The following is a 25,387-nucleotide window of genomic DNA, read 5'->3' on the forward strand; positions in this document are numbered from 1 at the left end:
GGGGTCAGCTGTAGCAGAGTTGGAGCATGGCGTTGACGGTGATCGAGTCTCCGTCGAGTTCGCCGACCGTGGCGCCGGCGCTCATCACGACCACCCGGTCGCACTCGAGTAGTTCCTCGAACTCGGAGCTGATGACGATGACCGACATCCCGGTGCGGGCGAGGTCGCGTATCCGCCGGTAGATCTCGGCCCTGGCGCCGATGTCGACACCGCGTGTCGGCTCGTCGAGCAGGAGGACCCTCGGCTGCGTCTCGAGCCATCGTCCGATGACGACCTTCTGCTGGTTGCCGCCGCTGAGCCCGCCGACGGGCTGGCCGACCCCGCCGTCGCGCAGCACCACTCCGAGTCGCCGCGCCGCTCCGGCCGCCTGCCGTTCGGCCGTTCGCGACGAGATGAGCGGCAGAAACCGGAACCGGCGCTTCTTCCATGTGTTCACGTAGAGGTTTCCGGTCACGGACAGGTCGAGGAACAGCGCTTCGGCGCGGCGCTCCTCGGGGACGTACGCGATCCCGTTCCGGATTCCGTCGGCGATCGATTTCGGCGTGTAGGGCTGTCCGAACAGGCGCATGGTCCCTGTGTCGATCCGGTCGGCGCCGAAGATGGCGCGGGCCAGTTCCGTGCGCCCGGAGCCGACCAGTCCGGCCACCCCGAGGAGCTCGCCCTCCCTGAGGGTGAGGCCGGCCCCGGTCAGCGCCCTACCGCGGCGGATGTCGGCGACCTCCAGCGCGACGGGCCGGTCCGCGGGCGTTGCCGGCCGGTGGCCGGCCCGCGAGGACGCGATCCCGCGGCCGACGATCGCTCCGATCAGCGCCTCGCGGGTGAACTCCGTCCGCTCGAGGGTGGTCGAGATCCGGCCGTCACGGAACACCGTCACCCCGTCGCACACTTCGAGGATCTCGTCCAGCCGGTGGCTGATGAACAGGACCGCGATCCCCTGGTCGGCCACGTCGCGGACGACCTTGAGCAGGCGCGCGGACTCATCGGCGTCCAGTGAGGCCGTGGGCTCGTCCATCGCGATCAACCGGCAGTCGTTGACGAGGGCGCGGGCGATGCTGACCAGCCACTTCTGGTGGACGGACAGGTGCGCGACGGGGCGATCGAGGCTGAAGTCGATGCCGACGGCCCGCGCCACCTCGCGTGCCGTGGCGTCCACGCCGGCGAGCCGCCGGTAGGCGAGCCGGGCACCGTCGTGGCTTCCCAGCATGATGTTCTGGGAGGCGGTGAACGGCTCGACGAGGTTCAGTTCCTGGTGGATGAACGCGAGACCGAGCCTGCTCGCGGCCGCCGGGCTCGAGATGTGCGTCTCGACGCCGTCGATGCGGATGCTGCCCGCGTCGGGCTGCTCGAGCCCGGCGAGCGAGCGCACAAGGGTGGACTTGCCGGCGCCGTTGGCGCCGACAAGCCCGTGGACCTCTCCCCCGCGGAAGGCGACGTCCACGCCCTTGAGCGCGCGGACGGCGCCATAGGTCTTGGCCAGTCCCCGCACCTCGATGCGGGGCGCTCCTCGGCCGGTCGTGATCGGGTGCCACGGTCTCAGCGGATCTCAGGGTGCTGCTTGAGGAACTCATTGACACCGTCCTTGTCGATCACCTGGGTCGTACCGCCGATCTCCGCTGGGTCCGCCGGCCCGGAGGCGTCGAGGTCGGCCATGAGTCGCTTGGCGAGCTCCGCGCCTTGACCGGGGCCGTCGATCCACAGGGTCGCGGTGAGTTCCCCGTCCTTGACGAGTTCGAGCGCGGGCGCGGTCCCGTTGAGGCCGTAGCTGAGGACGTCATCGCGGCCGCTCTGCCGGAGGGCGGAGACCGCACCGACCGCGGGGTCGTCGAAGCAGGCCCAGACGGCGAGCGGTCCACCGCCTTCGGGATGTGAGGCGAGCCAGCCGAGCGTCGCCTCGGACGCGGAGGTGACGGCACCCGGGATGGTGATCTGCTGCCTGGTGACCTTGATGCCGGTGCCCTTGACCGCCTCGTCGAGGGACTTCTCGCGATTCTGGCACGGCAGGCCCGGACGGTAGCCGAGGGCGAGGAGTTCGCCTTCGCCGCCCATGTCCTTGACGACCCGTTCGGCGAGTTCGTCGCCGAGAGCGGTGTCGGCGGCGAACGGGACTCCGTCGGCGCGCCCACCGCCCCAGTTGGCGACCGGGACGTCGGCCTGCCGTGCGGCGGCGACGCCGGCGCCGAGCGCCGAGGATGGGAAGACGCTGACGACCATCGCATCGACGCCACGGGTGACCAGGTTCTCCATGGCGGTGTTGGCGCCGTCGACCGAGCCCTTGGCATCGACCGTGATGGTCTTCCAGCCCTTCGACTCGGCGTAGTCGGCCGCACCCTGGAGTGCGCTGTTGGAGTAGACGTCGTCGCCGCTGAACTGGACGAGGCCGAGCGTCCTCCCTGAGCCGGACGAGCCCGCTTCGCCGGAGCAGCCCGCCAGTCCAGAGGCGAGGGCGACCAGAGCGAGGCCCATCGCCCATGGGCGAGTTCCCGTCATGTTCGTACCTCCCGGGGTTGGGTGTCCGCGCGGGTGCGGGCCGCTGCGGGCGCCGGCTCCGGGCGGAGCTGTGAGGGGAGTCACAACGTAAGGTGCTTTGGATCCAATGTCAACGCTCTTGTATCCAATCAGCCAAACAATCAGCCTGTCTTGCCTGGACAGCTCAGGCCGTTCGCCCCGATGTGGATGCAATCTTGCGTCTCATCGAGAGATCGCCTACCGATTGTGTACAGTCAACCCGTAGCCCGCCGCCGCAGCGCGAAGAAGTGCTCCATGGACGCCACCCCCGACGAATCTGAGGACGCAGTGCCAACTCCCAGTCGGACGGACAAAGCCGATGTGACCAGCCGGCGCATAGCCGACTACATCAGGAGCGCCATCCTCAGCGGGGAGTACCCTCCCGGCTCACGCATCCGCCAGGAGGAGATCGCGGAGCGGCTGGGATCCAGCCGCATCCCGGTGCGGGAGGCCATGCGGATGGTCGAGGCCGACGGCTTGGTCACTTTGAAGCCCTATAGCGGCGCCCGGGTCGTGGACCTGGACTACGCAGAGTTCGACACCGCGTACAGGATCCGGGAGCGCCTCGATCCGCTCGCCCTGGTTCAGAGCCTGCAGAACATCACCGACCGCGACATCGATCGCCTTGAGGAGATCGAGGCGGAGGTGGAGACGGCCCCGTCGCCCGACCGCTTCGTGCTCCTCGACCGGGAGTTCCACCTGGCCACCTACGTCGGCTGCAAAGACAAGCAGCTGCTCTCGACCATCACGCGCTTCTGGAACACCACGCAGCACTACCGCCGCGCCTACGCCCAGCTGATCGACGACAACGGCCGTTTGATCATCAAGTACGAGCACCGCCTCCTGATCGACGCCATCCGCCGCCGGGACGCCGTGGACGCGGAGCGGTTCCTCTCGGGCCACATCCGACGCACCCGCATCACGCTCGCGGAGCACCCCGAGCGCTTCGACTAGAGCATTCGCGACTCCCCCGACGAGCCGCGGCGCCGGCTCCCCACCAACGAACAGCCCCAGTCCCCGCCCCGTCCCCTTCCCCGCCGCGGTCCGCGCGGGCGGAGCCTGCGCATGGCGGGCGCTCAACGACAAGGAAAGCCATGAAGTACAGTCCCCCGGTCGAGCGTCGTCTCCAGGACTGGCGCGACAGTCTCACCGACCTGCTCGACCTCCTTGAGGCCGACGCGGGCGGTCGAAGCCTCGACGACCTCCGCGCCGGATACGTCGAGATGCTGATGGGCCATCCCGTATGCGACGGTGTCGTCATCGACGAGTCCCGGCTCGGCTCCGTGGACACCATGCGTGTCAGGCCGGCGGACGGAACGCCGGACGCCCACATCATGTACTTCCACGGTGGGGCCTATCTGTTCGGCGCTCCGCGCGGCTACCTCGGCCTCGCCTCCAGGATCGCGATCGCCAACAACGCCGTCGTCCACCTTCCGGACTACCGCCTGGCGCCGGAGCACCCCTACCCCGCACCGATCCTCGACTGCGTCGAGGCGTACGGCGCGCTCCTGGAGACGGGGGTCGACCCTCGGTCGGTCCTTTTCGCCGGCGACTCGGCCGGCGGGAGCCTCACCGTGTCGGTGATGGTCCATGCCAGGGACCGCGGCTGGCCGCTGCCGGCCGGTGCGACGGCGATCTCGCCGTGGTGCGACCTCGCGCACACGGGCCGTTCGATGCGGACCCGCGCAGGCACCGATCCGCTGTGCTCCCGCGAGGCGCTGGACGTGCAGGCACGGGCCTTCCTCCAGGGCGCCCGGCCGGACGAACCCGATGCTTCACCGATTCACGCCGCGGTCGGCGGCCTGCCTCCCGTCCTGGTCCAGGTCGGCGAAGCGGAGGTCATGATGAGCAGTGCGATCCGTCTCGCCGAGCACCTGGCCGAAAGCGGTGTCAGGGCGGACCTCCAGGTATGGCCGAGCATGTTCCATGTCTGGCACCTCTTCGCCGCGATCCTGCCCGAAGGCCAGGACGCCATCGATCAGTCGGCCGCCTTTCACCGGCGCTGCCTCGCCGACGCGCATCGGCTCTCCCTCGCTTAGACCTCCACCACGGAGCGGGGCAGATCCCGTTGACCGGAAGTGTCGCTTCGCCTGCCCGCTCTCCTACGCGACTCCGGGACTTCCGCTCGTGCGGACGACGCGCATCGCACGGCCTCACGGCGCCTTCCCGTGCGGTTCGCCGATCAGACCAGGAGCCGCAACGGGTTCTCCAGGCCGTTGACCAGGACGTCCATCCACTGGGCCGCGAGCGCTCCGTCAATGGCGCGATGGTCGACCGAGAGTGTCAGCTGAACCATGGTGGCCACCTCGACCGCCGCCCCTTCCCGCGCGTTCGCCGCCACGGGTGTCGGCCGCGCCGCACCGACCGCGAGGATCGCCGAATGCGGCGGGTTGATGATGGCGGCGAACTCGTCCACGCCGTACATGCCGAGGTTGGTGACGCTGATCGATCCGCCTTCGAGATCCCGCTGCGAGAGCCGCCCGGTATTCGCCTGCTCGACGAACGACTTGACCTGGGCGGACACGGCGCTGACCGACATGGACTCCGCGGACCGGAGCACCGGCGTCACCAGTCCGCGTTCCGAGGCGATGGCGACGGCCACATCGACCGATTCGAAGCGGCGCATCGCCGCGTCGGTCCAGATGACGTTGGCGTCGGGCACGGCCCGGTGCGCGACCGCGACGGCGCGGATGACGAAGTCGTTGACCGACACCCGAGCGGGTGATTGCTGGTTGACCTGACCGCGCAGCCGCAGGAGTGCGTCGAGGCGCGCCGCCCGCTTGAGATAGAAGTGCGGGACTTCCCGCTTGCTCTGGGTCAGCCGTGCGGCGACCGCACGGCGCAGACGGGAGTGCTCCTCCTCGACGTAGGCGCCCGCGGACGCCGGCGCGCGATGACCGCGGTCCGCCGGGACGGCCGCGGACGCGTCGCCCGGGGGACGGACGCCGGTGGCGGGCTCGGCGGCGGGCTCGGCGGCGGGCTCGGCGGGCGTCGAGGCATGCCGGGCGATCGCCCGCTCGACATCACGACGCATGATGCGTCCGTTCGGCCCAGTGCCGGTGACGTCGTCGACGGCGACGCCGGCCTCGCGAAGGAGACGGCGTGCGAGGGGGCTGATGAACCGCCGGCTCGACTCCGTTCGCATGCTGGTTCCGGATGATGAGGCCCCAGGGGCGCCGGCCTCTCCGACGTCCCCGGTCCGCTGTCGCGGTACGGGGCCCGGTCCGGACGCGGCGGGCTCGTGTTCACATTCGGACACGTCCCGCCGGGGTGGCGCGGGCTCGGAATCCTTCTCGCCCTTGCCGGCGGATGGGCCGATTCCCAGGCCGGCGAGGAGTGCGTCGGGGTCGGCGTTCGTCTCGTCGGCGGTGCCGACGAGCGCCATCGGTGATCCGACCTCGCAGGCGGCGCCGGGTTCGGCGAGGAAGCGCAGCACCACCGTGTCGACCTCGGCCTCGATCTCCACGACGGCCTTCTCGGTCTCGACGATGGCGATCGGGGATCCGGCCTTGACCGGCGCTCCCTGTTCGACCAGCCACTCCGACAGGACGACCTCGGTGGCGCCCGCGGCGACCTCGGGGACGGGCAGCAGCTCTGCCATGCGTGCGACTCGCTCTCTGCTCGTGGACGTCAGGTGGAGGCGATCGAGCGCAGCGCCGCGACGACCTCGTCGGCCTTGGCGATGGCAGCGCGTTCCAGGACCTTGCTGATGCTGGGCGAGGCCTCCGCGCCGGTCACTCGTTCGACGGGGGCGTCGAGCCAGTCGAACATGCGCCGCTGCAGCTCGTCGGCGAGCCACCCTCCGTAGGAGGTGCCGACCGCGCCCTGCTCGACGATGAGGACGCGGTTCGTCTTCCGCACGCTCGCCTCGATGGTGTCCCAGTCGAGACTGGCGCGATCGAGCCAGCGCAGGTCGATGACATCCGCCGACATCTCCGGGAGGGCGTCGAGCGCCTCCAGGCATTCCCCGACCATGCTCAGGTAGCTGATGACGGTCACGTCCACGCCCGTCCGGCGGACGGCCGCCCTTCCGACGGGAAGGTGGTAGTCGAGGTCGTCGACGGGCCCGGGGCCGGTCGACGCGTACAGGTCCACGTGCTCAAGGACGATCACCGGGTCGTCGCAGGCGAGGGCCGTGTTCATGAGGCCCACGTAGTCGAACGGGGTCGAAGGCGCCACGACGCGCAGACCCGGTGCCGTGGTCAGGATGCCGGCGGGGTCCATCGAGTGCTGGGACCCGTAGCCGGTTCCGGCCGCGAGCTTGGCCCGCAGGACGAAGGGGACGGCACTGTCGCCGCCGAACATGTGGCGCGCCTTCGCGATCTGGTTGAACAGCTGGTCGGCCGCGACCCACATGAAGTCGGCGTACATGAATTCCACGACCGGTCGGAACCGGCCGTGGAGCGCCATCCCACCGGCGAGGCCCGCGAAGGCGTTCTCGCTGATGGGGGTGCCGAGGACACGGTCCGGGAAGAGCTCAAGGGGGCGCTTGGTCGCTCCGTTCGTCCCGCCTTTGAGGCGGTCGACGTCCTCGCCCAGGATGACGATCGACTCGTCGGTCTCCATCCGGCGCGCCATGACGTCGCTGACCACGTCGATGAAGCGCCGTTCGCCGAGCTCGCCCGAGAAGGCGCCCTGGTCCTCGTAGCGCAGCCCGTCGAGTTCCCGCAGATCTCCGCGCACGCCGACATCGACGAATCCGGGATCGGGCCACAGGCTGCCGATCACCCGGCGTCGGTTCGGACCGCCGCCGGGCACGTGCTCGAAGAAGCCGTCCCCGATCTCCCGCATCACCTCGTCGGCGCGGGCGGCGTCCGCGGTGATTTCATCCTCGGTGGCGATGCCGCGGCGGACCACCTGCCGCCTGAGCAGCCCGATCGGGTCACGCTCTCGCCAGGCCCGCTCTTCTGCCTTGTCCCGGTAGCCGAACGCGGACCCCGGGTAGGGGCCGTTCTGGTGGAAGTAGCGGTACACGTCCGCCTCGATGATCGTCGGTCCGTTGCCCGCTCTCATGTGGTCGAGGGCCTCCGCCATCGCCAGGTGCACGGCCAGCGGGTCCATCCCGTCGACGTGCCACGCGGGGATGTTGAACCCCAGCCCGCGACCGGAGAGCCGGGGTTCGGCGGTCGAAGCCGATACGGGGGTCGCCACCGCGTACTGGTTGTTCTCGATGAAGAAGCAGACCGGCAGTTTCCACGCGGCGGCGAGGTTGAACGTTTCGAGCACCGAGCCGATGTTCACGGCGCCGTCGCCGAAGTACGTCACGCTCACCGCGTCCGTACCGGAGCGAAGCATGTTCCAGGCGAACCCGGCGGCCTGCGGCACGCCTCCGCCCACGATGGCGTTGGTTCCCATCGCGCCCGCTTCGCGCCACCGCAGATGCATCGACCCGCCGCGGCCGCGGCAATACCCTTCGGCCAGCCCGCAGATCTCGGCGAGGGTGCGGCGCAGCACGTCCCGCACGCCATCGGTCAGTTCCGGCGGCGCGCCGCCCCCGGGCGGGAGGACGTGGCCGAAGGCCTTTGCGAGGAACTGGTGGTGACCGCGGTGCGATCCGTTGACGTAGTCGTCCGGGCGCAGCGGCAGGACGCTGCCGACGGCGCCGCCCTCCTGGCCGATGCTCGAGTGAGCCGGCCCGTGCACGAGGCCCTGGCCCGCGAGTTCGAGGACGTACTCCTCGAACGAGCGGATCCACTGTGCCCGCCACAGCAACTGGACCAGGCGGTCGGGATCGGCGGCGTCCCAGTCGCGGCGGCTCGTGGAGACCCGCACCCAGGGGGATGACGGCGCGAGCTTGGTGTGCTTCGACAAGTGGATCCAACTCCTGCGCACTCAAATAGCTGATAGCGGCGCTTCACAGCCGCAGAGTCGGCCGGACCGGCGTCGCCGCCGCCCACGGGCACATGCGAAACGTGGACCCGCGAACGGGCGGATGCGGGGGCGGCCCTCATCGTTCTTCACGACCGGCCGGTGAAGAGGGCGCGTCCGGCCCTTTGGGTAACGCCGGGCCCTCAGTGCTCGGCGAAGAAGTCGAGGATCCTCGCGTTCACGACTTCCGGTGCCTCCATCAATGGGCTGTGACCGATCTTCTCCATCATCCAGAGCTGCGAATTCGGCAGCCCCCGGGCGAGCTCCTCGGCCCATTCCGGAGGGCGCGCGATGCACTCCTCCCCGGAGATCACCAGCGTCGGCGCAGTGATGTCCTTGAGAAGGTCGAGCGCTGACGACCGGCGGATGACGCCCGCCATGGCCGGCTTGAGATCGGGTGTCAGTGAGGCGATGCGGCGCGTCCACAGATCGACGACGTCGCGGCGGTCCGGATCCGCGAGGGTGGTCTCACCGAGCATGATCCGCATGGTCGATGTGAGGACGTCGTCCACGAATCCTCGCTCACCGACGTCTTCCACCCACTGCAGGAATTCCGCCAGCTGCCCCGGCGGCTCGGCACGCGCGGAGGACCCGGTGATGACCATCGACCGGATGAGGTCGGGACGGTTCGCCGCCACGCGGAGCCCGACGTCACCGCCCATGGACGACACCAGGAAGTGCGCGTGCCTCACCCCGAGGACGTCCAGGAGTGCCTGGATGTCGCCGGCGCAGCTCTCCACGGTGATGATCTCGCGGGTGGCGGGACTGCTCCTGCCCTGGCCTCGGAAGTCGGGCCGGATGACCCGGAGGCGTCCGGACGCGGCGGCCGTGAACTCATCGAACTGGCGGTTGTCGAGGAACAGCGAGTGCAGGCAGACCACGGGCACGAGGTCGGATTCGCCGGTGTCGTCGACATGAAGTTCCCCGTCCGCGACCGGGATCCTGGCTGCGTTCGTCATCGGTTCCTCCTCTCGCCGGATGCCGTCGTCCAACGGCGTCCAGACGTGAGATCGAGTGGTGCGACCCGCATCACTATGACAGGGATTGGATACATTGTCCAGGGAAGCCAGAAGCTCCACCGGCTCAGCATCAGCAAACGCAGGGGCAAGATGGTTCATCCATCTAGAAGTCTAGGTAGATTGGATCCAATCTACCTAGCCAGCTGGATCCGCTCGGCTGGCGGTGCGCCGCCGAGCGACCGCTCACCACACCAAGGAGTCCACGATGTCCGTCACCCTGACGAACCCCGCGGGGATGCCGACCCCGATCCCGCTGGGCCTGTACAAGCACGTGGCCGTGGCCACCGGGACGCGCACCGTCACCTTGGCGGGCCAGGTGGGCTGGAACTCCGAAGGCGTACTCGTCTCCGACACCCTGGGCGGCCAGCTCGTCCAGAGCTTCCGCAACGTCAGAACCGGGCTGGAGTCCGTCGGTGCGACCTTCGACGACCTGGTCCGCGTGACCATCTACGCCGCGCGATGGTCACCCGACATGAGCGAGGAGTTCGATACCGCGATCGCCGACGTCCGCAGGGAGATGGGCTGGTCCCCGGCCCCACTCGCGCTGATCGGTGTCGACATCCTCTACATCCCCGAGATCCGGGTCGAGGTGGAGGCGACCGCCGTCCTGCCCTGAGGCCCCCGACGACCTCGCGATGCCGAAGGCGATGTGGTCGTAGAAGGAGTACGTCGCGATACCGCCCTCGATCGACAGGGCGGGCACCATCGTCCCCCGATCCCAGATCTCCCTCATCCAGCCGGCGGTGACGTCACCGACCGACCGGGTGGGCGGAAGCCCCACCTGGTCGAACAACTCCCGCAGCTTGGACTCGCTGTTGGGAAGCCGCTGATCGAGGACCTTCTTGCCGCTTGGGGTCAGGCCAGTGGCGTGGTGCTCGCTCTTGCCGACGTCCATGCCGCAGAAGACGCCGGTGTCGCGGGGGTCGCTCACGTGCTGCCCTCCGATCGAAGTGATGCGTTCTCCCCGGCCTGGACTGCGGCATCAGCGTGCCGGCATCCACGTTATAAAGAGCCTGCCAGCCCGGGTGGGCTGCGCGGTCATGCCCCTCATCAGCGGTCTGCCGATGCCGCCTTCGGACCCGAAGCCCCCATTCGCCGTCTCGAAGTAGAGGCGGCGAAGCAAGACGGGCAGGCGGTGGCCGATCTTCTGTTCGGCCTCGGCAACCGCCGAAGCCGAGGCGGGCGGCGGTAGGCTGCCCTGCTTGGCGGCGGCCACAATGATCTCGGTATCGGCCAGCCGGTCGAAGGACTTGGTGATTCCGCCGGCGGTTTCCTCGGTGAGAATCTCAGCCGACAGCCCGAGATAGAGGGAGGTGGTGGTCTTCTCGCTGTCTCCGCCCGCTCCGGTGGTCTTGGTGCTGGTGCGGTCGAGCGGATCGTAGGTGTAGTGGGTGCTAGACAGGCCACCCGTCGCACCCTGAGTCTGTTTCGCGATAATGCGGTCGAAACCGTCGTGCTTGTTGCGCTCGATGACGCGACCGGCAACGGTGACGGTGTTGAGTCTGCCGAAGGGGTCGTAGTTGTAGGTGCCGACGACGCCGCCTGAGGCCAACGCGAGAAGTCGGTTCCGGTCGTAGTTGTATGTTGTCGTGACGTCGTTGATTGTTTCCTCGATGACGTTGTTGTTCGCGTCGTGGACGTAGATCTCGGATCCCGCACCGGTCTTGACCACCTTGGCCACCGATCACGCGGGCCGTAGGTGTAGTCGGCGGTCGTCGTGATGTACGAGTCGGAGGCGTCGGCGTTCAACTTCCGGCCCACATCTCGGCTGCGCTGCCCGTTGAGGTCGTAGTCGAGGGTGTGTTCGGCAACGACCGTGCCGTCGGCCTTTTCCTATGTCTGCTGCCGGACCAGACCGTCGAGGTAGTAGCCGAAGTCGACGGTTTTCCATTGCCCTTTACCTGGCGCAGCCGCTGGCACCGCGCCGTGTAGGTGAACGTCGTCAGCTTCGGGGTCGTGTCGGACTCTGGAATTTGCATGGCTGATCTTCGCCGGGGGGTCGCGGATGTGGCCGAGGTCCGCACGGAACACCCCAGTGCGTGATCGGCGATAAAGGCCGCCGCAGCCTTGAGGGCTGTGAGCACTTCGGCGCAACTGGCCTCGACGTCGTCGCTGACTATGGTCACCAGACCTGCCTCCTTCGCGGCCGCGGCCACGGAAATAGTGATCGACGGTCAGCTTGAATGGCAGTGGACGGGCGAGCCACTGCGGGGGCGCGGTTGCTCGGTGAGGCCGTTTTCGGCCTTTGCCCAATAGACGTGCGGCGGTGGTCCCAGGATGGTGGTCATGCGCAATGGCAGGGCCTGGTGGCCGCGGTTGGCGGTCGCGGCGGCGGTGGTCGGTGTGGTGCTGCTGGGTGTAGCGACGTTCGCACCCTCGACCGGCGAGGACGGCTTGCAGATTGCGGCGAACCGCGCACAGCTCACCGGAGGGTTCGTGCTGGCCGCCGCCGTGGAGCTGGTCTCGACGTCCGTGTGGGCTCGGCGCCGCTCCCGCGCACTGGCCGGACAGAGCGTCTCTGCTCCCGACGCGGTGACGCGCGCCAAGGACCTGCTGGCCGAGATGGTGGCCGAACAGTGGAACGGCTGCGGTCGTTGGATGACCCCGGCCCGGTCCCGGTGCGCTGGCGCACGCCCGCGCCCGGCGAGCACACGCCCGCGATCATGGATCATCCCACCCTCATCGACCCCGGCGTGGGCGCGGGTGGGGGTGGGTTGTGGTGGACGGCCTCCAGCGCCGACATCGCCGCGCTTGCCAGCCGATTCCGCCAGACCCGGCGGCGCCGCCTGGTGATTTGGGCACCAGTGCTGCAGCGGCTTCGCGGGCGATCTCGGGAAGGACACTGGTGTAGCGCGGAAACGGCGAGGGCTGCGGTCGGGTGCTCGGGCGGCTCAGTTCTTGCGCTGCCATCGTCGATGAACCTTGTGGTGCCTTGCTGCGTCCCATCCCCAAAGGTGAGAAGGGGCGGTGGGGGATGTGGCGCGCGGGCAGCGGCTGTCGATGGGGGCGACGTCGAAGAGTTGGACCATCTTCTGGACGCTGCTGGCGCCGCTTGCTCTCGTACCGCCGGTCATCTCGCTCGTCCTGGTGCTGATCGGGCAGGGCACCGCGGCTTTCGTGCTGCTGGCCTTCCCCGTCGTCGTCGGTCCGGCCGTGCTGGTGCGGGGCCTTCAAGAGCGTCGGAAGGCGTTCTGGCTGGACGGGCCCGTGCTCATCCAGCGACGGGTACGCGGATACGCGGAGTGCGATCTACGCACCGCCCGATTCGCGCTGCACAGGTCAGCGATGACCATGAGCGGTCGGCCGGAGCCCCGCTTGCTGATCGTCCGCCCTCCCGGCCAAGCGGCGATCCGCCTGCCGCTCGGAACCTCGGATGATCCCCTGCGCCCTCCTCCCCCGCACGAACTCGAAGCCCTGATCCGCGCCGTCTCAGCAAATCGCACCGACCCCAACGCCCCGGGAATCGCCCGCCACCTGGGCCAGTTGACCGAAACCTGGTAGTGCGGAGCCGCAGGATTTCGGCGCGGCCGTCCTTACCTCACCGCCGGCGGTAGTGCCGGTCGACCGTCCCGAACGAGGGGTCCATCCACTCCGCGACCTTCTCCGGCGACGGCCTTTGCTTTGCCGACCGCCACACGCGAAAGAACACCACCACGTAGGCCGCGGACAGCGTCACCGCATAGTTGGCGCCGTACTCGATGTCGTACTTCTCCCCAGGATCGAGGGAGAACGCCAGGGTCGAGATCGCTGCAACCAGCCCGACCAGCCATGCCGCACTCGCCATCCCTCGAACTCGGCGTCGACTAGTGTTCTGCGCCTGAAATACGTTGTAGATATCGGGCGAGAGAGTCGAGGATCTCTTCGCTGGTCTTGGTCCACACAAACGGTTTGGGGTTGGTGTTCCATTGCGGGCCCCAGGCGCGGACGTCGGCTTCGAGGGCTTGCACGCTTTTGTGGACGCCGCGTTGGGTGAGCTGGGTGGTGAGGTAGGCGAACCAGCGTTCGACCTGGTTGAGCCAGGACGACCCGGTCGGGGTGAAGTGAACGTGGAAGCGGGGGTGGCGGGCCGGCCAGTCGTAGATGAGGGGTGTCTTGTGGGTGGCCAGGTTGTCGCAGACCAGGTGCACCTGCAGTTCGGCCGGGACGGCCCTGTCGATCGCGACCAGGAACTTTTTGAACTCGGTTGCGCGGTGCCGGCGGTGCAGTTCGGTGCCGGCGGTGCCGGCGGCGATGTTGAACGCGGCGAACAGGCTGGTGGTGCCGTGCCGGGCGTAGTCGTGGGTGCGCCGCTCGGGCATGCCCGGCATCATCGGCAGCACCGGCTGTGACCGGTCCAGGGCCTGCATCTGCGACTTCTCGTCCACGCACAGCACCACGGCCCGCTCGGGCGGATGGTGGTAGAGCCCGACCACGTCCACGACCTTTTCCACGAACAGCGGGTCGGTGGAGATCTTGAAGGTATCGGCCCGGTGCGGTTTGAGGTCGAACCGGCGCCAGATCCGCCCGACCGTGGACTTGCTCAGGCCGGTGCGCTCGGCCATCGAGGCCCTCGACCAGTGCGTGGCGCCCGCCGGGGTCTGCTCCAAAGTCAGTGTGACCACCTCCTGGACCTTGTCCAGCAGGATCGAGGGCGGACGTCCGGGGCGGGACTCATCGGCCAGCCCGGCCAGCCCGTGCTCGATGAACCGGCGACGCCACTTGGCCACCGTCGGCGGTGAGACGCCCAACTCGGCGGCCACATGCGTGTGAAAGGCCCCCGGCCGGGCGCACGCCAGCACGATCCGGCACCGCAACGCATACGCCTGCGTCGAGGTCGCCGCCCGAGCCCCGCGCTCCAACTCCGCCCGCTCGGTCGCGGTCACCGAAAACGGCTGCTTCGGCCGCCCTGTCCTCGCCATCGGCCCAGCATAGATTTACACAACGGACTTCAGGCGCAGAACACTAGGGCGTGTTTCGAAGTGCGGTGAGTGTCGGCGTGTTGTGAGCCGGACACAGTGAGGCGATGCGCCAGACGAGAGCCCATCGGCAGGGCGGGGCGTCGCGGACCGGGACGTAGACCAGGTTGGGCCAGGGGTAGAAGCGGGCGGCCTCGGCCACGGTCGCGGCGACGGCCTGTCCCGAACTCACCGCCGTCAACTGGTCGTGCCAGCTCGCGATCTGCGGCCCGCGTCGGATGGGACGCCCGGCCGGGGTGTGGGAGGGCTGGAAGACCTCCTCGACGTATGCCGGGACCGCGGACTTGGGCGAGATGAAGGTGCAGTCGCCGAAGTCCTCCAGGCATACCGATTCGCGCCCGGCGAAGGGATGGGTGTCGGCGACCATGAGCATGAGCGCGGAGGTGTGCGTGACCGGGCCGACGGTGAGACCCGGTTCGCGGATCGGCAGCCACAGCAGCCCGAGGTCGATCTCGCCTGAGCGGAGCAGGGACAGGGGGTCGATCGGGTTGATGTCGCGGTGGCGGATCCGCGCGGCCGGGTAACGGGTCTGGAACAGATCCACGACCTTCTGGATCATCCAGGCCTGCGGGCCCATGGCGCCCAGGGTCAGCGTCCCCGAGGCACCGCGGGCGGCGGCGGACACCGCCTCGATTCCGTCTCGGCGGTACGGCCGAAGTGCAGTTCCTCGGCCAGGGCCAGGAAGATCTCGATGTCCCGCAGCTCCACTCGCCTCGTTCCGATCCATAACAGCCGGGTTATCGATCAGTTTACGAAGTCCACGTTGATCAAGAACGGCGCCTTGACGGAGGGTGGAACCGTTGCGACGCCGACCGATCCGCGAAGGACTTCCTTGTCTCCCGACCCGACCACCGTCCACCCGCTGCCGGCCCACGACCGGGTGGTGTTCCTCAAACCGCTGGTGAAATCACCAGCGATCGACGTGGGCGAGTACACGTACTACGACGATCCCGACCACGCGCCCGACTTCGAGCACCGCAACGTGCTCTACGCCTACGGGCCCGAGCGGCTGATCATCGGCAGGTACTGCGCGATCGCGACCGGAACCAGGTTCCTGATGGCCGGCGCCGAGCACCCGACGATGGGCGTGTCCACGTTCCCGTTCACCATGTTCGGCGGCCGGTGGGCCGAGCAGACCCTGGACATCGTCACCGCCATGCCCAGCCGGGGCGACACCCTCGTCGGCAACGACGTGTGGTTCGGCTACCAGTCCTTCGTCATGCCCGGCGTCCGGATCGGCGACGGGGCCATCATCGCGGCCGGCGCGGTCGTCACGGCGGACGTGCCGCCCTACACGATCGTCGGCGGCAACCCCGCGCGGGAGATCCGGCGGCGCTTCGATGACGCCGACGTGGACCGGCTGCGCCGTGCCGCCTGGTGGGACTGGCCCGCCGACTTGGTCACCGAGCACGCCCGCACCATCATGGCCGGAACCCCGGCCGACATCGAGCGCATCGCCGTCCAGCACCGTCGCGGGGAGAGCCGTTGATCATCCAGGAGCACGTCGTAGCCGGTCGCGGCGGCGGCCCGTACGCGGTCACCACCGGCGCGGACGGCGCGTTGTGGTTCACGCTCGTCCACGGTGGCGGCATCGGCCGGTTCGTCCCCGGCCAGGAGCCCGGCATCCACCGGCTCGATCCGGCGTGCGGGCCGACGATCATCTCGACCGGGCCGGACGGGGCGCTTTGGTTCACCGAGTACCGGGCGCACCGGATCGGCCGGATCGCCCTCGACGGCACGGTCTCGGAGTTCCCGCTGCCCACCCCGGACTGCGGCCCATACGGCATCGCCACCGGACCCGACGGGGCACTGTGGTTCACCCAGACCGCCGCCGACCGGATCGGCCGGATCACCACCGAAGGCCGGGTCAGCGAGTTCCCGCTCCCCGCCACCGGCGCGTTCCCCTCCGCGATCACCGCCGGTGCGGACGGCGGGATGTGGTTCACTCTGAACCAGGCCAACGCGATCGGGCGGATCGGCATGGACGGAGCGATCGCCGTCCATCCCCTGCCGACCGAGGCCGCAGCGCCGGTGGGCATCGCGGCCGGACACGACGGCTGCCTGTGGTTCGTCGAGATCGCCGCCGGGCAGATCGGCCGGATGACCACCGACGGACGGGTGACCGAGTTCGCGCTGCCCGACCGGACCGCCCGGCCGCACGCCATCACGCCCGGCCCCAACGGCGAGCAGTGGTTCACCGAGTGGGGCGGCAACCGCGTCGGCTCCATCACCGGCGACGGCGTGATCGAGGTGCACGACCTGCCCACCCCTGGCTCGGAACCCCACGGCATCACCCTCGGCCCGGACGGCGCCCTGTGGGCGGCGCTGGAAACCGGCGCCCTCGCCCGCATCACCCGCTGAGCGGTTCCCGCCCCTGAATCGCCGGATATCACGAGAGGATCTCATGACACCGCAGACGACCTTCGACGCGGGCGCAGAATTCGACCGGCAGGTCCACACCCTGGTCGAGTGCGAATACCCGGCCATGGCCGACATGACCCCAGAGCAGTTCCACGCCCTGGTGACGCCCTTGCGGCCGGTCGCCGTGAGCGCAGGGAACCCCGCTTGCGAGCCCGCTGCCGGCCGACTGCCCTTCCTGCTGGTGGTGCAACGCCAGGTCGTCCCGATCGAGCAGATGATGCCGCGCACCACCCTACGCGGAAAGGCCAAACCCGGTTTCGTCGACCATTCCTTCGAACCCGGATCCCTTGAACGCTTCCTCGCCATAAAGGAGACCGACCTCCCCGACCAGCCGGTCTACCTGCTGTTCGACATCGAACGCGGCGAGGAGTTCTGCGGCGCCATCCCCAACGCCGCCATGGACACCATCCGCGACCGAGGACGGACCCCGCTCACCATCGAGGAGGGCATAGCCATGACCACCCAGTTCCCAGAGGTCCTGGTCAAGAACAAATGCTACTCCCTGGGCGGCTCACGCTGCGGCGACCGCCGCGTCCCGGCGATATGGATCAGCAAGAACGCCCCCAAACTCGGCTGGTGCTGGGAAGGCAACCCCCACACCTGGCTCGGAATGGCCTCCGCCGCCCACCGCGACAGCGTTTGAGAGGGACAGAAGTCAGGTAGCGAGCGGCAATCCTCGATCGCCGCCGCCAAGGGCAGCTCCGCCGGCCAGACCCCGGCTCACCTTCGCCGCCGACATGATCGGCCCCTCCCGTGGCCGGGCCTGGACAGCCCAGCTCTTCGCTCTTCTCATGCGGCCAGGGTGGCGGCCGGTCGTCGACGCGGGAGACTCCGTCCATGCAGATCTAGCCGTGCGGCCACGTGGCCTATGAGGGGACGAGTCGGTTGTGTCCCCACCTCATGGCGGGCCGGGAGGTCATGAAGCTCACCGTCGAGGGTTTCTCCGACGCCATGAAGTGCAGCCGTTGCCGGGGAGGGCAGGAAGTTCAGCAAGTACGAGATCGATCGCGAGGCCGACGGTGCCAGCCCCAGCCGGCCTTAGAGCCAACGGCCACGAACAGTAACGATGGCGAAGAGGAACTTGTGACCTCGTTGGTGTGTGGGAGGAGGATGATCTCCCAGACTCCTCCCACACAGCCACGAAGACGTCTGGCTGCGCCCGCGAGCCCCGCGTCCCAAGGACGAGGAGCGTACAGGCAACGTGTGACCTCTTCGGCCCGCGCAGGGTGCACAAAGAGGCATGCTCCCAGCGAGAGCATGCCTCTAAAACCAGGGGCCGCTCCACCGACCGGCGCTGCGGCAGATGGGCACCGGGTCGCTCGGCTTTGAGGCTCGGCTTCTCCGCTCGACGGAAACTCTGCGTGATGCGCGGGAGGCGTTGTTTCCCACGTTGGACGTGGCCATCGCCTACCAGGCGCTGCTGGCGGTGCACAGCGGCATCGTCGCCGACGGGATCTCCTCACTGGGCGTCGCGGACATCGACTGGACCGGCGACAGCACCGTCCTGCCCGGCTACGTCAAGGGCCGGACCCGCCCGGAGGCTCTCAACCTGCCCAAACGCGCGGTGAGGGTGCTTGGTCTGACGCCGGCCTTCGAGGACCTCACCCCCGCACCTCACCACGCACTACGGGCGGGTCCTCCAGGAGACCGAGGCGCGAGAAGCGGAGATCTCCCGGCAGATCAGCGCCGAGTACCTGGAGCGCATGAAGGCGGGCCTGGGCAACTGGGTCCGCGGCGGCGAGTCCGGCATGCTGAAGTGGGGCATCTTCCACTGTGAGGGCTGACGACGCCGAGACCGGCGAGGCCGGGAGAGGACGCTCCTCTCCCGGCCCCGCCGGCGTCCGGGGCGCCGTCGAGCGCAACGTCCCGGGCAGAACGTCAGTCCCAGCGGAACGCCTTCGCCGCGACCGCGCCGGCGAGCGCGGCGATCCCGGCGAGCGCGGCGATCCCGGCGAGCGCGGCGATATGCGCGAGGTCCGGTGGCACGCCCGTCCAGGCGGCGCTCAACGCCTCCACGCCCGCCCCGTACGGGAGGTACTCGCCGAGCGTCGCCAACGGGTCCGGGAGGTTGTCGCGCGGTCCGAAACCGCCGCCGAGGGCCATCGTCAGGAAGAACCCCACGAGACCGAGCGCGACGGCCGCGTTCGCGGACGGCGCGACCGCCGCGACCAGCATGCCGAGCGCGTACATCGTCGCCGTCACCAGGCAGAACACGCCGGCCGCGGTGAGCGCGCCGCGCGGCATCGACGCGCCGAACGCCAGCCGCGCCACCACCAGGGCCGCCAGCACGCCGGCCAGCACCTGGGCGAGGCTCGCCAGCACCTGGGCTGCCAGGACCATCAGCGGGTGCGCGGGCGTCACCGCCAGCCGCCGCAGCACGCCCGTCCTGCGATAGGTGGCGAGGACGGCCGGCATGTTCACCAGGCCGATCAGCGCGACCACCATCACCATCGTCATCGGGACGATGAAGGCGTCCAGCGCGGGGAGCCCGCGGAAGCGCTCCTTCCCCGCCCCCTCGGCGCCGAGCCCGTACATCACCATGATCAGCATCGGCAGGCCGAGCGGGATGACCAGCCCGGCGGTGTCCCGGGCGACCAGCTTGGCCTCGGTCCAGGTCAGCATCGCCCACGCCCGCGCGGGCGGCCGGTGGGTCGTCATCCGTCCTCCTCCTCGGGCGTCCGCCCGGTCAGGGCCAGGAAGGCGTCTTCGAGGGTGGCGCGCTCCGAGCCGGTCCCCGCCCGCGCGATCAGGCCTGCCGGGGTGTCCAGCGCGGCGATCCGTCCCCGGTCGATGACCGCGACGCGGTCGCACAGCCGCTCCGCCTCGGGCATGAAGTGCGTGACGAGCAGCACCGTCACGCCGGTGTCGCGGATCCGCTCGATCAGCTCCCAGGTGCCCCGGCGCGCCCGCGGGTCGAGGCCGGTGGTCAGCTCGTCCAGCACCGCGACGCGCGGCCTGCCGACCAGCGCCAGCGCGATCGACAGCCGCTGCGCCTGGCCGCCGGAGAGGTCCTCGAATGCCGTGTCGCGCTTGCTCGCCAGGCCCAGCTCGTCCAGCAGTTGCCCGGGGTCGGCGCCGTCGGTGTAGAACGACCGGTACAGCGACACCGCCTCGCCGACCCGCAGCTTGTCGGGCAGCCCGCCACCCTGCAGTTGCGCCCCCATCACCTGCCGGAGCCGCGCGCGGTCCCGCAGGGGGTCGAGCCCCAGCACGCTGATCCGGCCCTCGTCCGGCCGCCGCACACCCTCGACGCACTCGACCAGGGTCGTCTTGCCCGCGCCGTTCGGGCCGACGATCCCGAAGATCTCCCCGTGCTCGACGGTGAATGACACGTCGTCCACGGCTACCGTCCCGCCGTACCGCTTGCGCAGCCCCTCGACCTCGACAACAGCCATCGTCACGCCCCTTCCGGCCGCAAACGCTAGGCGTCCGCCGCGCCCGCGCGCGCGTGCCGGAGGTCATGGACCGCACCCATGACTTCCGGCACGGTCCGGCCCGGCGCGATGCCCGTAACCTTCGAGCATGGCCAAGTCCCATCTCGCGGTCTGGGGCGCGGCGAGCGTCCTGGCGGTCTGCCTGCTGGTCGGCGCGCCGGTGGCGTTCTCCGCCGGCGACGTCACGATCGGGCCGTCCTGGCTGTGGTGGGCCTGCTACCTCGGGTTCCTCGCGCTGTTCACGTCGGCGCTCCTGGACGACGCGCCGCGCCGCGCCGGCCGGCGGGCGCTCCTGCTCGCCGTCGCGGCGGCGGGCGCCGCGACCGTCCTGCTGGGCGTGCAGGCCGCCTGGCTCGCGATCCTGCTGGTGTTCGTCACCGCGGTCACCGCTCACCGGACGACGCTGCGCGACACGGCGGCGATGCTCGGGTTCAACAGCGCGGTGGCAGGTGCGGCGCCCATGCTGCGCGACGGCACCGTCATGGACGTGCTGCTCACCGCGTCGCTCTACACGATGCTCCAGGTCTGCACGGTGTGGGCTGTGCGCAGCGAGCAGCGCGAGAGCGCGGCCCGGGAACGCCTCGCCGTGGCCAACACCGAGCTCCGCGCCGCCACCGCGCTGCTGGCGGAGTCGAGCCGGTCCGCCGAGCGGCTGCGCATCTCCCGCGAGCTGCACGACCTCCTCGGCCACCGGCTCACGGCGCTCGTCCTCGAACTGGAGGTCGCCGCGCACCACAGCGCGCCGCCCGCCGCCGACCACGTGGCACGGGCCCGCGGACTGGCGAGGGACCTGCTCGGCGACGTGCGCACGGCGGTGGGCGAGCTGCGCGCCCGCACCCCGCCCCTCCACCGCGCGCTCGCGGAGATCGTCGCGGACCTGCCGCACCCGCGCGTCCACCTGAGCGTCGCCGGCGAGGTCGAGCCGGACGAGGCGCGCACCGCGGTGCTGATCCGCTGCGTCCAGGAGGTCGTCACGAACGCCATCCGGCACGCCGAGGCCGAGAACCTGTGGATCGACATCGGCCGGACCGGGCGCGGCGAGATCGTCCTCACCGCGCGCGACGACGGCCGCGGCGCGTCCGTGCTGCGCCTCGGCAACGGCCTGACCGGCGTCCGCGAGCGCATCGCCCAGCTCGACGGCGAGGTGTCGTTCGACACCCGGTCGGGCTTCACCGTCCGCGCCAGGGTGCCGGCGCCGTGATCCGCGTGTGCGTCACCGACGACCAGACGCTGGTGCGGCAGGGGATCCGGCACCTGCTGGAGCTGTCCGCGGAGGTGACCGTCACCGCCGAGGCCGCGGACGGCGACGAGGCGCTGGCCGTCCTGGAGTTCGCCCCCCCGGACGTCCTCCTCCTCGACCTCCGCATGCCCGGCCGGGACGGCATCGCCACGCTCACCGCGATGCGCGAGCGCGGGCTCGCCGTCCCCACCCTCGTGCTGACCACGTTCGACGACGACGAACTGGTGCTGCGCGCCCTCCGCGCCGGAGCGTCGGGCTACCTGCTCAAGGACGTCACCCTCGACCAGGTCGTCACCGCGATACGCACGCTCGCGGAGGGCGGCACGCTGGTCCAGCCGGGCCTGACCGAACGGCTGCTCCAGGCCATGCGGCGCATGCCGGACCCGGACGCCCCCCGGGACCTCCCGCCCCAGCCGCTCACCGACCGGGAACGGGACGTGCTGCGCCTGCTGGCCGCCGGCTACGCCAACCGGGAGATAGCCGACGCCCTCCACCTGGCGGAGGGCACGGTGAAGAACCACGTCTCCAACGTCCTGGCGAAGCTGGGCGTGCGAGACCGGACCAGGGCCGTGCTGAAGGCCCTGCACCACGGCCTGCTGGACGCTCCGCCGGGCCGCTGAGCCGGACCACTCCGCGTCCATCAGGCCATTTTGAATCGGCAGCAGCGCCGGTGGTTCAGGCTGCGGGGCGGGTGATGTGCCCGGTCGATCCGACGTCACCAGTCGGTGATCACGCCCAGGCGGGATCACGGCCGGTCAGGCCGAGGATGCGGTCCAAGGTGGGTGCGTCGGCGGGCACCGCGACCTGTGGTCCGTACATGCCCATCTCGCGTCCCTGCTCCACGCTGGCGAACACCGTGTCGTGCAGATGCGTCAGCAGGCCGGCGGGTAGTTCCAGTCGCTGCCCGGTCGCGACTGCCAGGTCCCAGGCGTGCATGGCCAGCTCGCCGGTGATCATGTCGCCCAGGACGGGCGCGGGCAGCGTCTGCGGCGTGCCCATGCTCGTCTCGCCCTCCCAGGCGCTCGGTGGCGCCCACGACGAGGTGATGTCGTCCAGCAGCGCGAGCAGGCGGCCGCGCCAGTCGCCGGCCGCCAGGTCCACATCGGACTCGGCAGCCGCCGGCTGCGGAACGGACTCCTTGCGGCCGCCGCCGGCGAGTGACGGGCCCCAGAACAGGAGGTGGTTGACCAGTGCCCGCACGTCGTACTCCGTGCATGGAGTCCTGTCGGCGAGCTGGTCGTCGTTGATGGTGCGGGCGACCGCGGCCATGGCCTCGGCAGCGTCGGACAGATGTGACATGGCAGCGACGCTAGGTGGCCCGCGCCGGAGAGGTATTGGACAAAGGCGACATATGCTTTGCCATGTGGAGCGGGACGTTCGCGAGCTGCGCGGCGGGTGGACCAGGTATCAGCGCCACACCTTCCACGACCCGTCGCCGGCGCTCGCGCCATGGGTGGAGCGGTACTGGGAGGCTCGCTGGGACTACGCCGAGCCCTACCGGCAGAAGATCGTGCCGTACCCGAACGTGCACCTGTCCTTCGGCGGCGGCCGTGCGGACGTCAACGGCGTGTGCAGCGGCTACCAGATCAAGGTCCTCAAGGGCCGCGACCACGTCTTCGGCGTCGCGTTCCGGCCAGGCTGCTTCCGCCCGTTCCTCGGCGCCTGCGTCTCGACGATCACCGACCGCGCCGTCCCGGCGATCGAGGTGTTCGGCCCGGACCTGCCCACGACGCTCGACGTGCCGACCGTGGACGCATTCCTGCTGGAACACCTGCCGGACGACGACCCCCGGGCGAGCCGGGCGGTGGCCGCGGTCGAGCTGATCGCCAAGGACAGGACCATGACCAAGGTCGAACACCTCGCCGGCGAGCTCGGGCTGAGCATGCGGGGACTGCAACGACTGTTCACCGAATACGTCGGCATCGGGCCCAAGCGGGTGATCCGCCGCTACCGCCTGCACGAGGTGACCGCACGCATGGCCGCCGGCGGGGCGATCGACTGGGCCGCGCTGGCAGCCGACCTCGGCTACGCCGACCAGGGCCACTTCATCCGCGACTTCAAAGGCATGTTCGGCGAGCAACCGACCTGGTACGCACAGCGGTACTAGTCCGCCTCCCCGGACTCGACGTCCCGGCAAGGGAACAGGAGCCTGCGATGTGCGAGGGCGCCGGGCCGGCGACCGCGTTCAGATCGGCCCAGGCGGGGTCTCGCGCAGGTCGGCGCGATAGGCGCTGACGGCCCGGTTGCCTCCGGCCGCCTCGGGATCGTCGCCTCCGCCGCGGTAGAGGCAATCCGCCTACCGTGCAGGTCGGACCCTCTGCTGGCTCCTCGCCCGGCTCCCCCGGCGAAGAGCATTAGCGTGGAATCCGGCGGACCGAAGACTTCACGTTGCCGCTGATCAAAGAGTTTCGCCAGTACCCCCAGGGCGTTCGCCGCGGAACGCCCCGGCCATCCCGTTCACCGTGCGGCCTGGCACATAGACCACCTTCTGCCCGGTGGTGAGCAACATCGCCAGCGGCAACGCGGCCGCCGCGCTGGTCAGATCCACCGCCCCCGCACCTCACCATCAGGACCAACGGCCGCCGCGTGATCGTGTGCCTTGCCAGCGTCGATCCCGATCCACACGACATCTCGAACCGTCGCCGATAACCGCGCTTCCGTTCGCAGGTCAGCCCATGGGCAACCCGCCAGCAGATCCCTAAACAGCGACGATTCGCATCAGATCTCAATATACGAACGGGGCGTCCAGGGCGACGAGGCGGCCATTCTGCTCAAGCCACCCAGCGGCAGACGACGAATCAGCCACACCCCTCACCCCGGGGCATCTGGCGCATCCTACCCAGATGCAACGATCTTAAGCACCGGCGAATGGACCGAAGCCCGCCGCTACATGGGACTGGAATTCCTCGCCAAAGCCCGGCTGCGCGTCATCGACAGCACCACGCCCGACCCGGCTACCGAGCAGCAGGCACTTACTGCTTAACGTGCAGAAACAGGATCACGCGGAGATCAACCTATACACCACTCCATTGAAGTGACCGTTCCGGCGAGCAGCGGTGGTCAGTGGCACTGGTCAGTGCTGTCCGATTAGCGAGTGCGTACCTTCAGCGGGTTACGCCCTTCCTGTATGGCGTTGACCTCTGCCGAGGAGGGCGCCCAGCAGCCCGTGCCGTTTGCCTTGCAGGCGATCCAGTACCCGCATTCGCTCGGCGTCCGCTCACCGGCACCCCAGTTAACCCGGCAGGGGCGGAAGTAGATCGTGTCGATCTCGGCGAAGTTCTTGTTGCAGCGCGCCCACTTCCCGGACCCTAGCGCATTGCGACAGCCGCCCTTCCGCCGGAGGGCGCCCGTGTCGCCCGAGTAGTCCCGCCAGTCGGCGACCGCGGACTGGCCGTCGCTGTTTTCGTCCCGGACCCAGAAGGTGTCTCCGTAGGAGTGGTAGCACACCCTGGCGTAGTCGTTCCAGACGCACTGCATCTCGGCCGGAATGGAATCGGTGCCGCGTTCAGCGGTGTCCCACTCGTACGTGATCGCCGACGCCGGCCCTGCCAAGCCGAGCACGAGCGTGGCCACCAGTCCGAGTAGCAGGAGTATGACTCGTTTGGACATGCCCGCCCTCCTCTACGAGTTGCAGGTTCGACATGAAGACGCCGCCGACCGCTCGAATGTGACAGCGTGGCCGGAACCCATTCCAATGAGCTGATTCCAACCTGAGTCCGCAGGTCACGGGGCGGTTGCGGACGGGTGATCGCCTCCCATAAGTAGCGAAGCTCCTGCTAGATGAGGTTGTCGACCAAGATCAACCCTGTCTGCACAGGAGCTTCACGTGCTGTTGTACCGTGCCGCGCTCCCTTCGTGGCTGGCCTGGTGCGTGAGCATCGCTGCCGGATCGGCACCCGGTGGCGGGCGCTGAGCCCGCGCCGCCAGGCGCTGCTGGTGCTGGTG

24 protein-coding genes and 2 pseudogenes are annotated in these 25,387 nt (G+C 69.5%); 11 read left to right on the top strand and 15 right to left on the bottom strand.

Translation table 11 applies throughout. The annotated features are described in order from the left end of the window. Positions 1-4 precede the first annotated feature (4 nt). Both ACGFI1_RS24725 and ACGFI1_RS24730 read right to left on the bottom strand, forming a co-directional pair. Entirely contained in the window at positions 5-1,486 is a 1,482-nt protein-coding gene (locus ACGFI1_RS24725; protein WP_392788244.1) for a sugar ABC transporter ATP-binding protein, read from the bottom strand. 47 nt (positions 1,487-1,533) lie between these two features. Continuing rightward, the gene (locus tag ACGFI1_RS24730; RefSeq protein WP_386872993.1) at positions 1,534-2,487 is read right to left on the bottom strand and encodes a sugar ABC transporter substrate-binding protein; all 954 of its coding nucleotides are present in this window, start codon (positions 2,485-2,487) and stop codon (positions 1,534-1,536) included. A gap of 273 nt (positions 2,488-2,760) precedes the next feature. Between ACGFI1_RS24730 and ACGFI1_RS24735 the strand changes: the two genes are divergently transcribed. Together ACGFI1_RS24735 and ACGFI1_RS24740 are read left to right on the top strand one after the other, a co-directional pair. After that, positions 2,761-3,459: a GntR family transcriptional regulator gene (locus ACGFI1_RS24735; protein ID WP_387076901.1), complete on the top strand. Its 699-nt coding sequence runs from the start codon at positions 2,761-2,763 to the stop codon at positions 3,457-3,459. 140 nt (positions 3,460-3,599) lie between these two features. After that, positions 3,600-4,544, top strand: coding sequence for an alpha/beta hydrolase (locus tag ACGFI1_RS24740; protein ID WP_392743440.1), 945 nt, complete (start codon positions 3,600-3,602; stop codon positions 4,542-4,544). A gap of 143 nt (positions 4,545-4,687) precedes the next feature. On the opposite strand, the gene ACGFI1_RS24745 is transcribed toward ACGFI1_RS24740, so the two are convergent. From ACGFI1_RS24745 to ACGFI1_RS24755, 3 genes are all read right to left on the bottom strand, one after another. Then, entirely contained in the window at positions 4,688-6,106 is a 1,419-nt protein-coding gene (locus tag ACGFI1_RS24745; RefSeq protein WP_392788247.1) for a dihydrolipoamide acetyltransferase family protein, read from the bottom strand. A gap of 29 nt (positions 6,107-6,135) precedes the next feature. Beyond that, positions 6,136-8,316: an alpha-ketoacid dehydrogenase subunit alpha/beta gene (locus ACGFI1_RS24750; RefSeq protein WP_392788249.1), complete on the bottom strand. Its 2,181-nt coding sequence runs from the start codon at positions 8,314-8,316 to the stop codon at positions 6,136-6,138. Positions 8,317-8,516: 200 nt separating this feature from the next. Beyond that, positions 8,517-9,491, bottom strand: a complete 975-nt coding sequence (locus tag ACGFI1_RS24755) for an alpha/beta fold hydrolase (RefSeq protein WP_392788252.1) — start codon at positions 9,489-9,491, stop codon at positions 8,517-8,519. Positions 9,492-9,597: 106 nt separating this feature from the next. Between ACGFI1_RS24755 and ACGFI1_RS24760 the strand changes: the two genes are divergently transcribed. Next, entirely contained in the window at positions 9,598-10,008 is a 411-nt protein-coding gene (locus ACGFI1_RS24760; protein ID WP_392788255.1) for a RidA family protein, read from the top strand. Positions 10,009-10,170: 162 nt separating this feature from the next. Here the strand turns inward: ACGFI1_RS24760 and ACGFI1_RS24765 are convergent. Both ACGFI1_RS24765 and ACGFI1_RS24770 read right to left on the bottom strand, forming a co-directional pair. Then, positions 10,171-10,287, bottom strand: a pseudogene (locus tag ACGFI1_RS24765) (IS110 family transposase); the annotation flags it as partial. Between the two features lie 87 nt (positions 10,288-10,374). Beyond that, the gene (locus ACGFI1_RS24770) at positions 10,375-11,073 is read right to left on the bottom strand and encodes a hypothetical protein (protein ID WP_392788257.1); all 699 of its coding nucleotides are present in this window, start codon (positions 11,071-11,073) and stop codon (positions 10,375-10,377) included. A 605-nt stretch (positions 11,074-11,678) separates the two neighbouring features. Between ACGFI1_RS24770 and ACGFI1_RS24775 the strand changes: the two genes are divergently transcribed. Together ACGFI1_RS24775 and ACGFI1_RS24780 are read left to right on the top strand one after the other, a co-directional pair. Continuing rightward, the gene (locus ACGFI1_RS24775; protein ID WP_392788259.1) at positions 11,679-12,185 is read left to right on the top strand and encodes a hypothetical protein; all 507 of its coding nucleotides are present in this window, start codon (positions 11,679-11,681) and stop codon (positions 12,183-12,185) included. 174 nt (positions 12,186-12,359) lie between these two features. Continuing rightward, on the top strand, positions 12,360-12,893 hold the full coding sequence (locus ACGFI1_RS24780; protein WP_392788261.1) for a hypothetical protein: 534 nt from the start codon (positions 12,360-12,362) through the stop codon (positions 12,891-12,893). Positions 12,894-12,930: 37 nt separating this feature from the next. Here ACGFI1_RS24780 and ACGFI1_RS24785 read toward each other — a convergent pair whose 3' ends face one another. Genes ACGFI1_RS24785 through ACGFI1_RS24795 form a run of 3 tightly spaced genes read right to left on the bottom strand, consistent with a single transcriptional unit; the run spans position 12,931 to position 14,972 of the window. Beyond that, positions 12,931-13,176: a hypothetical protein gene (locus ACGFI1_RS24785; protein ID WP_392788263.1), complete on the bottom strand. Its 246-nt coding sequence runs from the start codon at positions 13,174-13,176 to the stop codon at positions 12,931-12,933. A gap of 19 nt (positions 13,177-13,195) precedes the next feature. After that, positions 13,196-14,290 carry an IS630 family transposase gene (locus tag ACGFI1_RS24790; protein WP_392788266.1) on the bottom strand — a complete coding sequence of 365 codons (1,095 nt, stop codon included), beginning with the start codon at positions 14,288-14,290 and terminating at the stop codon, positions 13,196-13,198. A gap of 43 nt (positions 14,291-14,333) precedes the next feature. Next, positions 14,334-14,972, bottom strand: coding sequence for a LysR family substrate-binding domain-containing protein (locus tag ACGFI1_RS24795; RefSeq protein ID WP_392788269.1), 639 nt, complete (start codon positions 14,970-14,972; stop codon positions 14,334-14,336). Between the two features lie 207 nt (positions 14,973-15,179). Between ACGFI1_RS24795 and ACGFI1_RS24800 the strand changes: the two genes are divergently transcribed. Genes ACGFI1_RS24800 through ACGFI1_RS24810 form a run of 3 tightly spaced genes read left to right on the top strand, consistent with a single transcriptional unit; the run spans position 15,180 to position 17,411 of the window. Continuing rightward, positions 15,180-15,836, top strand: coding sequence for a CatB-related O-acetyltransferase (locus ACGFI1_RS24800; protein ID WP_392788272.1), 657 nt, complete (start codon positions 15,180-15,182; stop codon positions 15,834-15,836). Further along, on the top strand, positions 15,833-16,708 hold the full coding sequence (locus ACGFI1_RS24805) for a Vgb family protein (RefSeq protein WP_387076949.1): 876 nt from the start codon (positions 15,833-15,835) through the stop codon (positions 16,706-16,708). The genes ACGFI1_RS24800 and ACGFI1_RS24805 overlap by 4 nt, the downstream gene beginning before the upstream one ends. A 43-nt stretch (positions 16,709-16,751) precedes the next feature. Beyond that, positions 16,752-17,411, top strand: coding sequence for a DUF5701 family protein (locus tag ACGFI1_RS24810; RefSeq protein WP_392788275.1), 660 nt, complete (start codon positions 16,752-16,754; stop codon positions 17,409-17,411). Positions 17,412-18,646: 1,235 nt separating this feature from the next. On the opposite strand, the gene ACGFI1_RS24815 is transcribed toward ACGFI1_RS24810, so the two are convergent. Next, positions 18,647-19,426 carry an ABC transporter permease gene (locus ACGFI1_RS24815; protein ID WP_392788277.1) on the bottom strand — a complete coding sequence of 260 codons (780 nt, stop codon included), beginning with the start codon at positions 19,424-19,426 and terminating at the stop codon, positions 18,647-18,649. A 77-nt stretch (positions 19,427-19,503) separates the two neighbouring features. Further along, positions 19,504-20,163 (bottom strand): annotated as a pseudogene (locus ACGFI1_RS24820) (ABC transporter ATP-binding protein); the annotation flags it as partial. Between the two features lie 127 nt (positions 20,164-20,290). Here ACGFI1_RS24820 and ACGFI1_RS24825 point away from each other — a divergent pair. After that, positions 20,291-21,403 carry a sensor histidine kinase gene (locus tag ACGFI1_RS24825; RefSeq protein WP_392788280.1) on the top strand — a complete coding sequence of 371 codons (1,113 nt, stop codon included), beginning with the start codon at positions 20,291-20,293 and terminating at the stop codon, positions 21,401-21,403. Beyond that, entirely contained in the window at positions 21,400-22,062 is a 663-nt protein-coding gene (locus ACGFI1_RS24830) for a response regulator (RefSeq protein WP_392788283.1), read from the top strand. The genes ACGFI1_RS24825 and ACGFI1_RS24830 overlap by 4 nt, the downstream gene beginning before the upstream one ends. A gap of 109 nt (positions 22,063-22,171) precedes the next feature. On the opposite strand, the gene ACGFI1_RS24835 is transcribed toward ACGFI1_RS24830, so the two are convergent. Continuing rightward, complete coding sequence (locus ACGFI1_RS24835) at positions 22,172-22,741, bottom strand: TIGR03086 family metal-binding protein (protein ID WP_392788285.1); 570 nt, start codon at positions 22,739-22,741, stop codon at positions 22,172-22,174. A 64-nt stretch (positions 22,742-22,805) separates the two neighbouring features. Here ACGFI1_RS24835 and ACGFI1_RS24840 point away from each other — a divergent pair, with 64 nt between their 5' ends. Beyond that, a complete protein-coding gene (locus ACGFI1_RS24840; protein WP_392788288.1) occupies positions 22,806-23,549 on the top strand; it encodes a DUF6597 domain-containing transcriptional factor in 744 nt (247 codons plus the stop codon). A gap of 291 nt (positions 23,550-23,840) precedes the next feature. Here the strand turns inward: ACGFI1_RS24840 and ACGFI1_RS24845 are convergent, their stop codons facing one another. Beyond that, positions 23,841-23,990 carry a hypothetical protein gene (locus tag ACGFI1_RS24845; RefSeq protein ID WP_392788290.1) on the bottom strand — a complete coding sequence of 50 codons (150 nt, stop codon included), beginning with the start codon at positions 23,988-23,990 and terminating at the stop codon, positions 23,841-23,843. 539 nt (positions 23,991-24,529) lie between these two features. Next, entirely contained in the window at positions 24,530-25,051 is a 522-nt protein-coding gene (locus ACGFI1_RS24850; RefSeq protein WP_392788292.1) for a hypothetical protein, read from the bottom strand. Positions 25,052-25,387: the final 336 nt, after the last annotated feature.

Source organism: Actinomadura geliboluensis (assembly GCF_043197915.1).
In the GTDB taxonomy this organism is placed as follows: Bacteria; Actinomycetota; Actinomycetes; order Streptosporangiales; family Streptosporangiaceae; genus Spirillospora; species Spirillospora geliboluensis.

Excerpts from the sequence above, each read along its gene's own strand:
- ACGFI1_RS24745 (WP_392788247.1), bottom strand. The coding sequence starts at position 6,106 with ATGGCAGAGCTGCTGCCCGTCCCCGAGGTCGCCGCGGGCGCCACCGAG.
- ACGFI1_RS24785 (WP_392788263.1), bottom strand. The coding sequence starts at position 13,176 with ATGGCGAGTGCGGCATGGCTGGTCGGGCTGGTTGCAGCGATCTCGACC.
- ACGFI1_RS24835 (WP_392788285.1), bottom strand. The coding sequence starts at position 22,741 with ATGTCACATCTGTCCGACGCTGCCGAGGCCATGGCCGCGGTCGCCCGC.
- ACGFI1_RS24755 (WP_392788252.1), bottom strand. The coding sequence starts at position 9,491 with ATGAACCATCTTGCCCCTGCGTTTGCTGATGCTGAGCCGGTGGAGCTT.
- ACGFI1_RS24790 (WP_392788266.1), bottom strand. The coding sequence starts at position 14,290 with ATGGCGAGGACAGGGCGGCCGAAGCAGCCGTTTTCGGTGACCGCGACC.
- ACGFI1_RS24775 (WP_392788259.1), top strand. The coding sequence starts at position 11,679 with ATGCGCAATGGCAGGGCCTGGTGGCCGCGGTTGGCGGTCGCGGCGGCG.
- ACGFI1_RS24850 (WP_392788292.1), bottom strand. The coding sequence starts at position 25,051 with ATGTCCAAACGAGTCATACTCCTGCTACTCGGACTGGTGGCCACGCTC.
- ACGFI1_RS24760 (WP_392788255.1), top strand. The coding sequence starts at position 9,598 with ATGTCCGTCACCCTGACGAACCCCGCGGGGATGCCGACCCCGATCCCG.
- ACGFI1_RS24735 (WP_387076901.1), top strand. The coding sequence starts at position 2,761 with ATGGACGCCACCCCCGACGAATCTGAGGACGCAGTGCCAACTCCCAGT.
- ACGFI1_RS24810 (WP_392788275.1), top strand. The coding sequence starts at position 16,752 with ATGACACCGCAGACGACCTTCGACGCGGGCGCAGAATTCGACCGGCAG.
- ACGFI1_RS24825 (WP_392788280.1), top strand. The coding sequence starts at position 20,291 with ATGGCCAAGTCCCATCTCGCGGTCTGGGGCGCGGCGAGCGTCCTGGCG.
- ACGFI1_RS24815 (WP_392788277.1), bottom strand. The coding sequence starts at position 19,426 with ATGACGACCCACCGGCCGCCCGCGCGGGCGTGGGCGATGCTGACCTGG.
- ACGFI1_RS24730 (WP_386872993.1), bottom strand. The coding sequence starts at position 2,487 with ATGACGGGAACTCGCCCATGGGCGATGGGCCTCGCTCTGGTCGCCCTC.
- ACGFI1_RS24740 (WP_392743440.1), top strand. The coding sequence starts at position 3,600 with ATGAAGTACAGTCCCCCGGTCGAGCGTCGTCTCCAGGACTGGCGCGAC.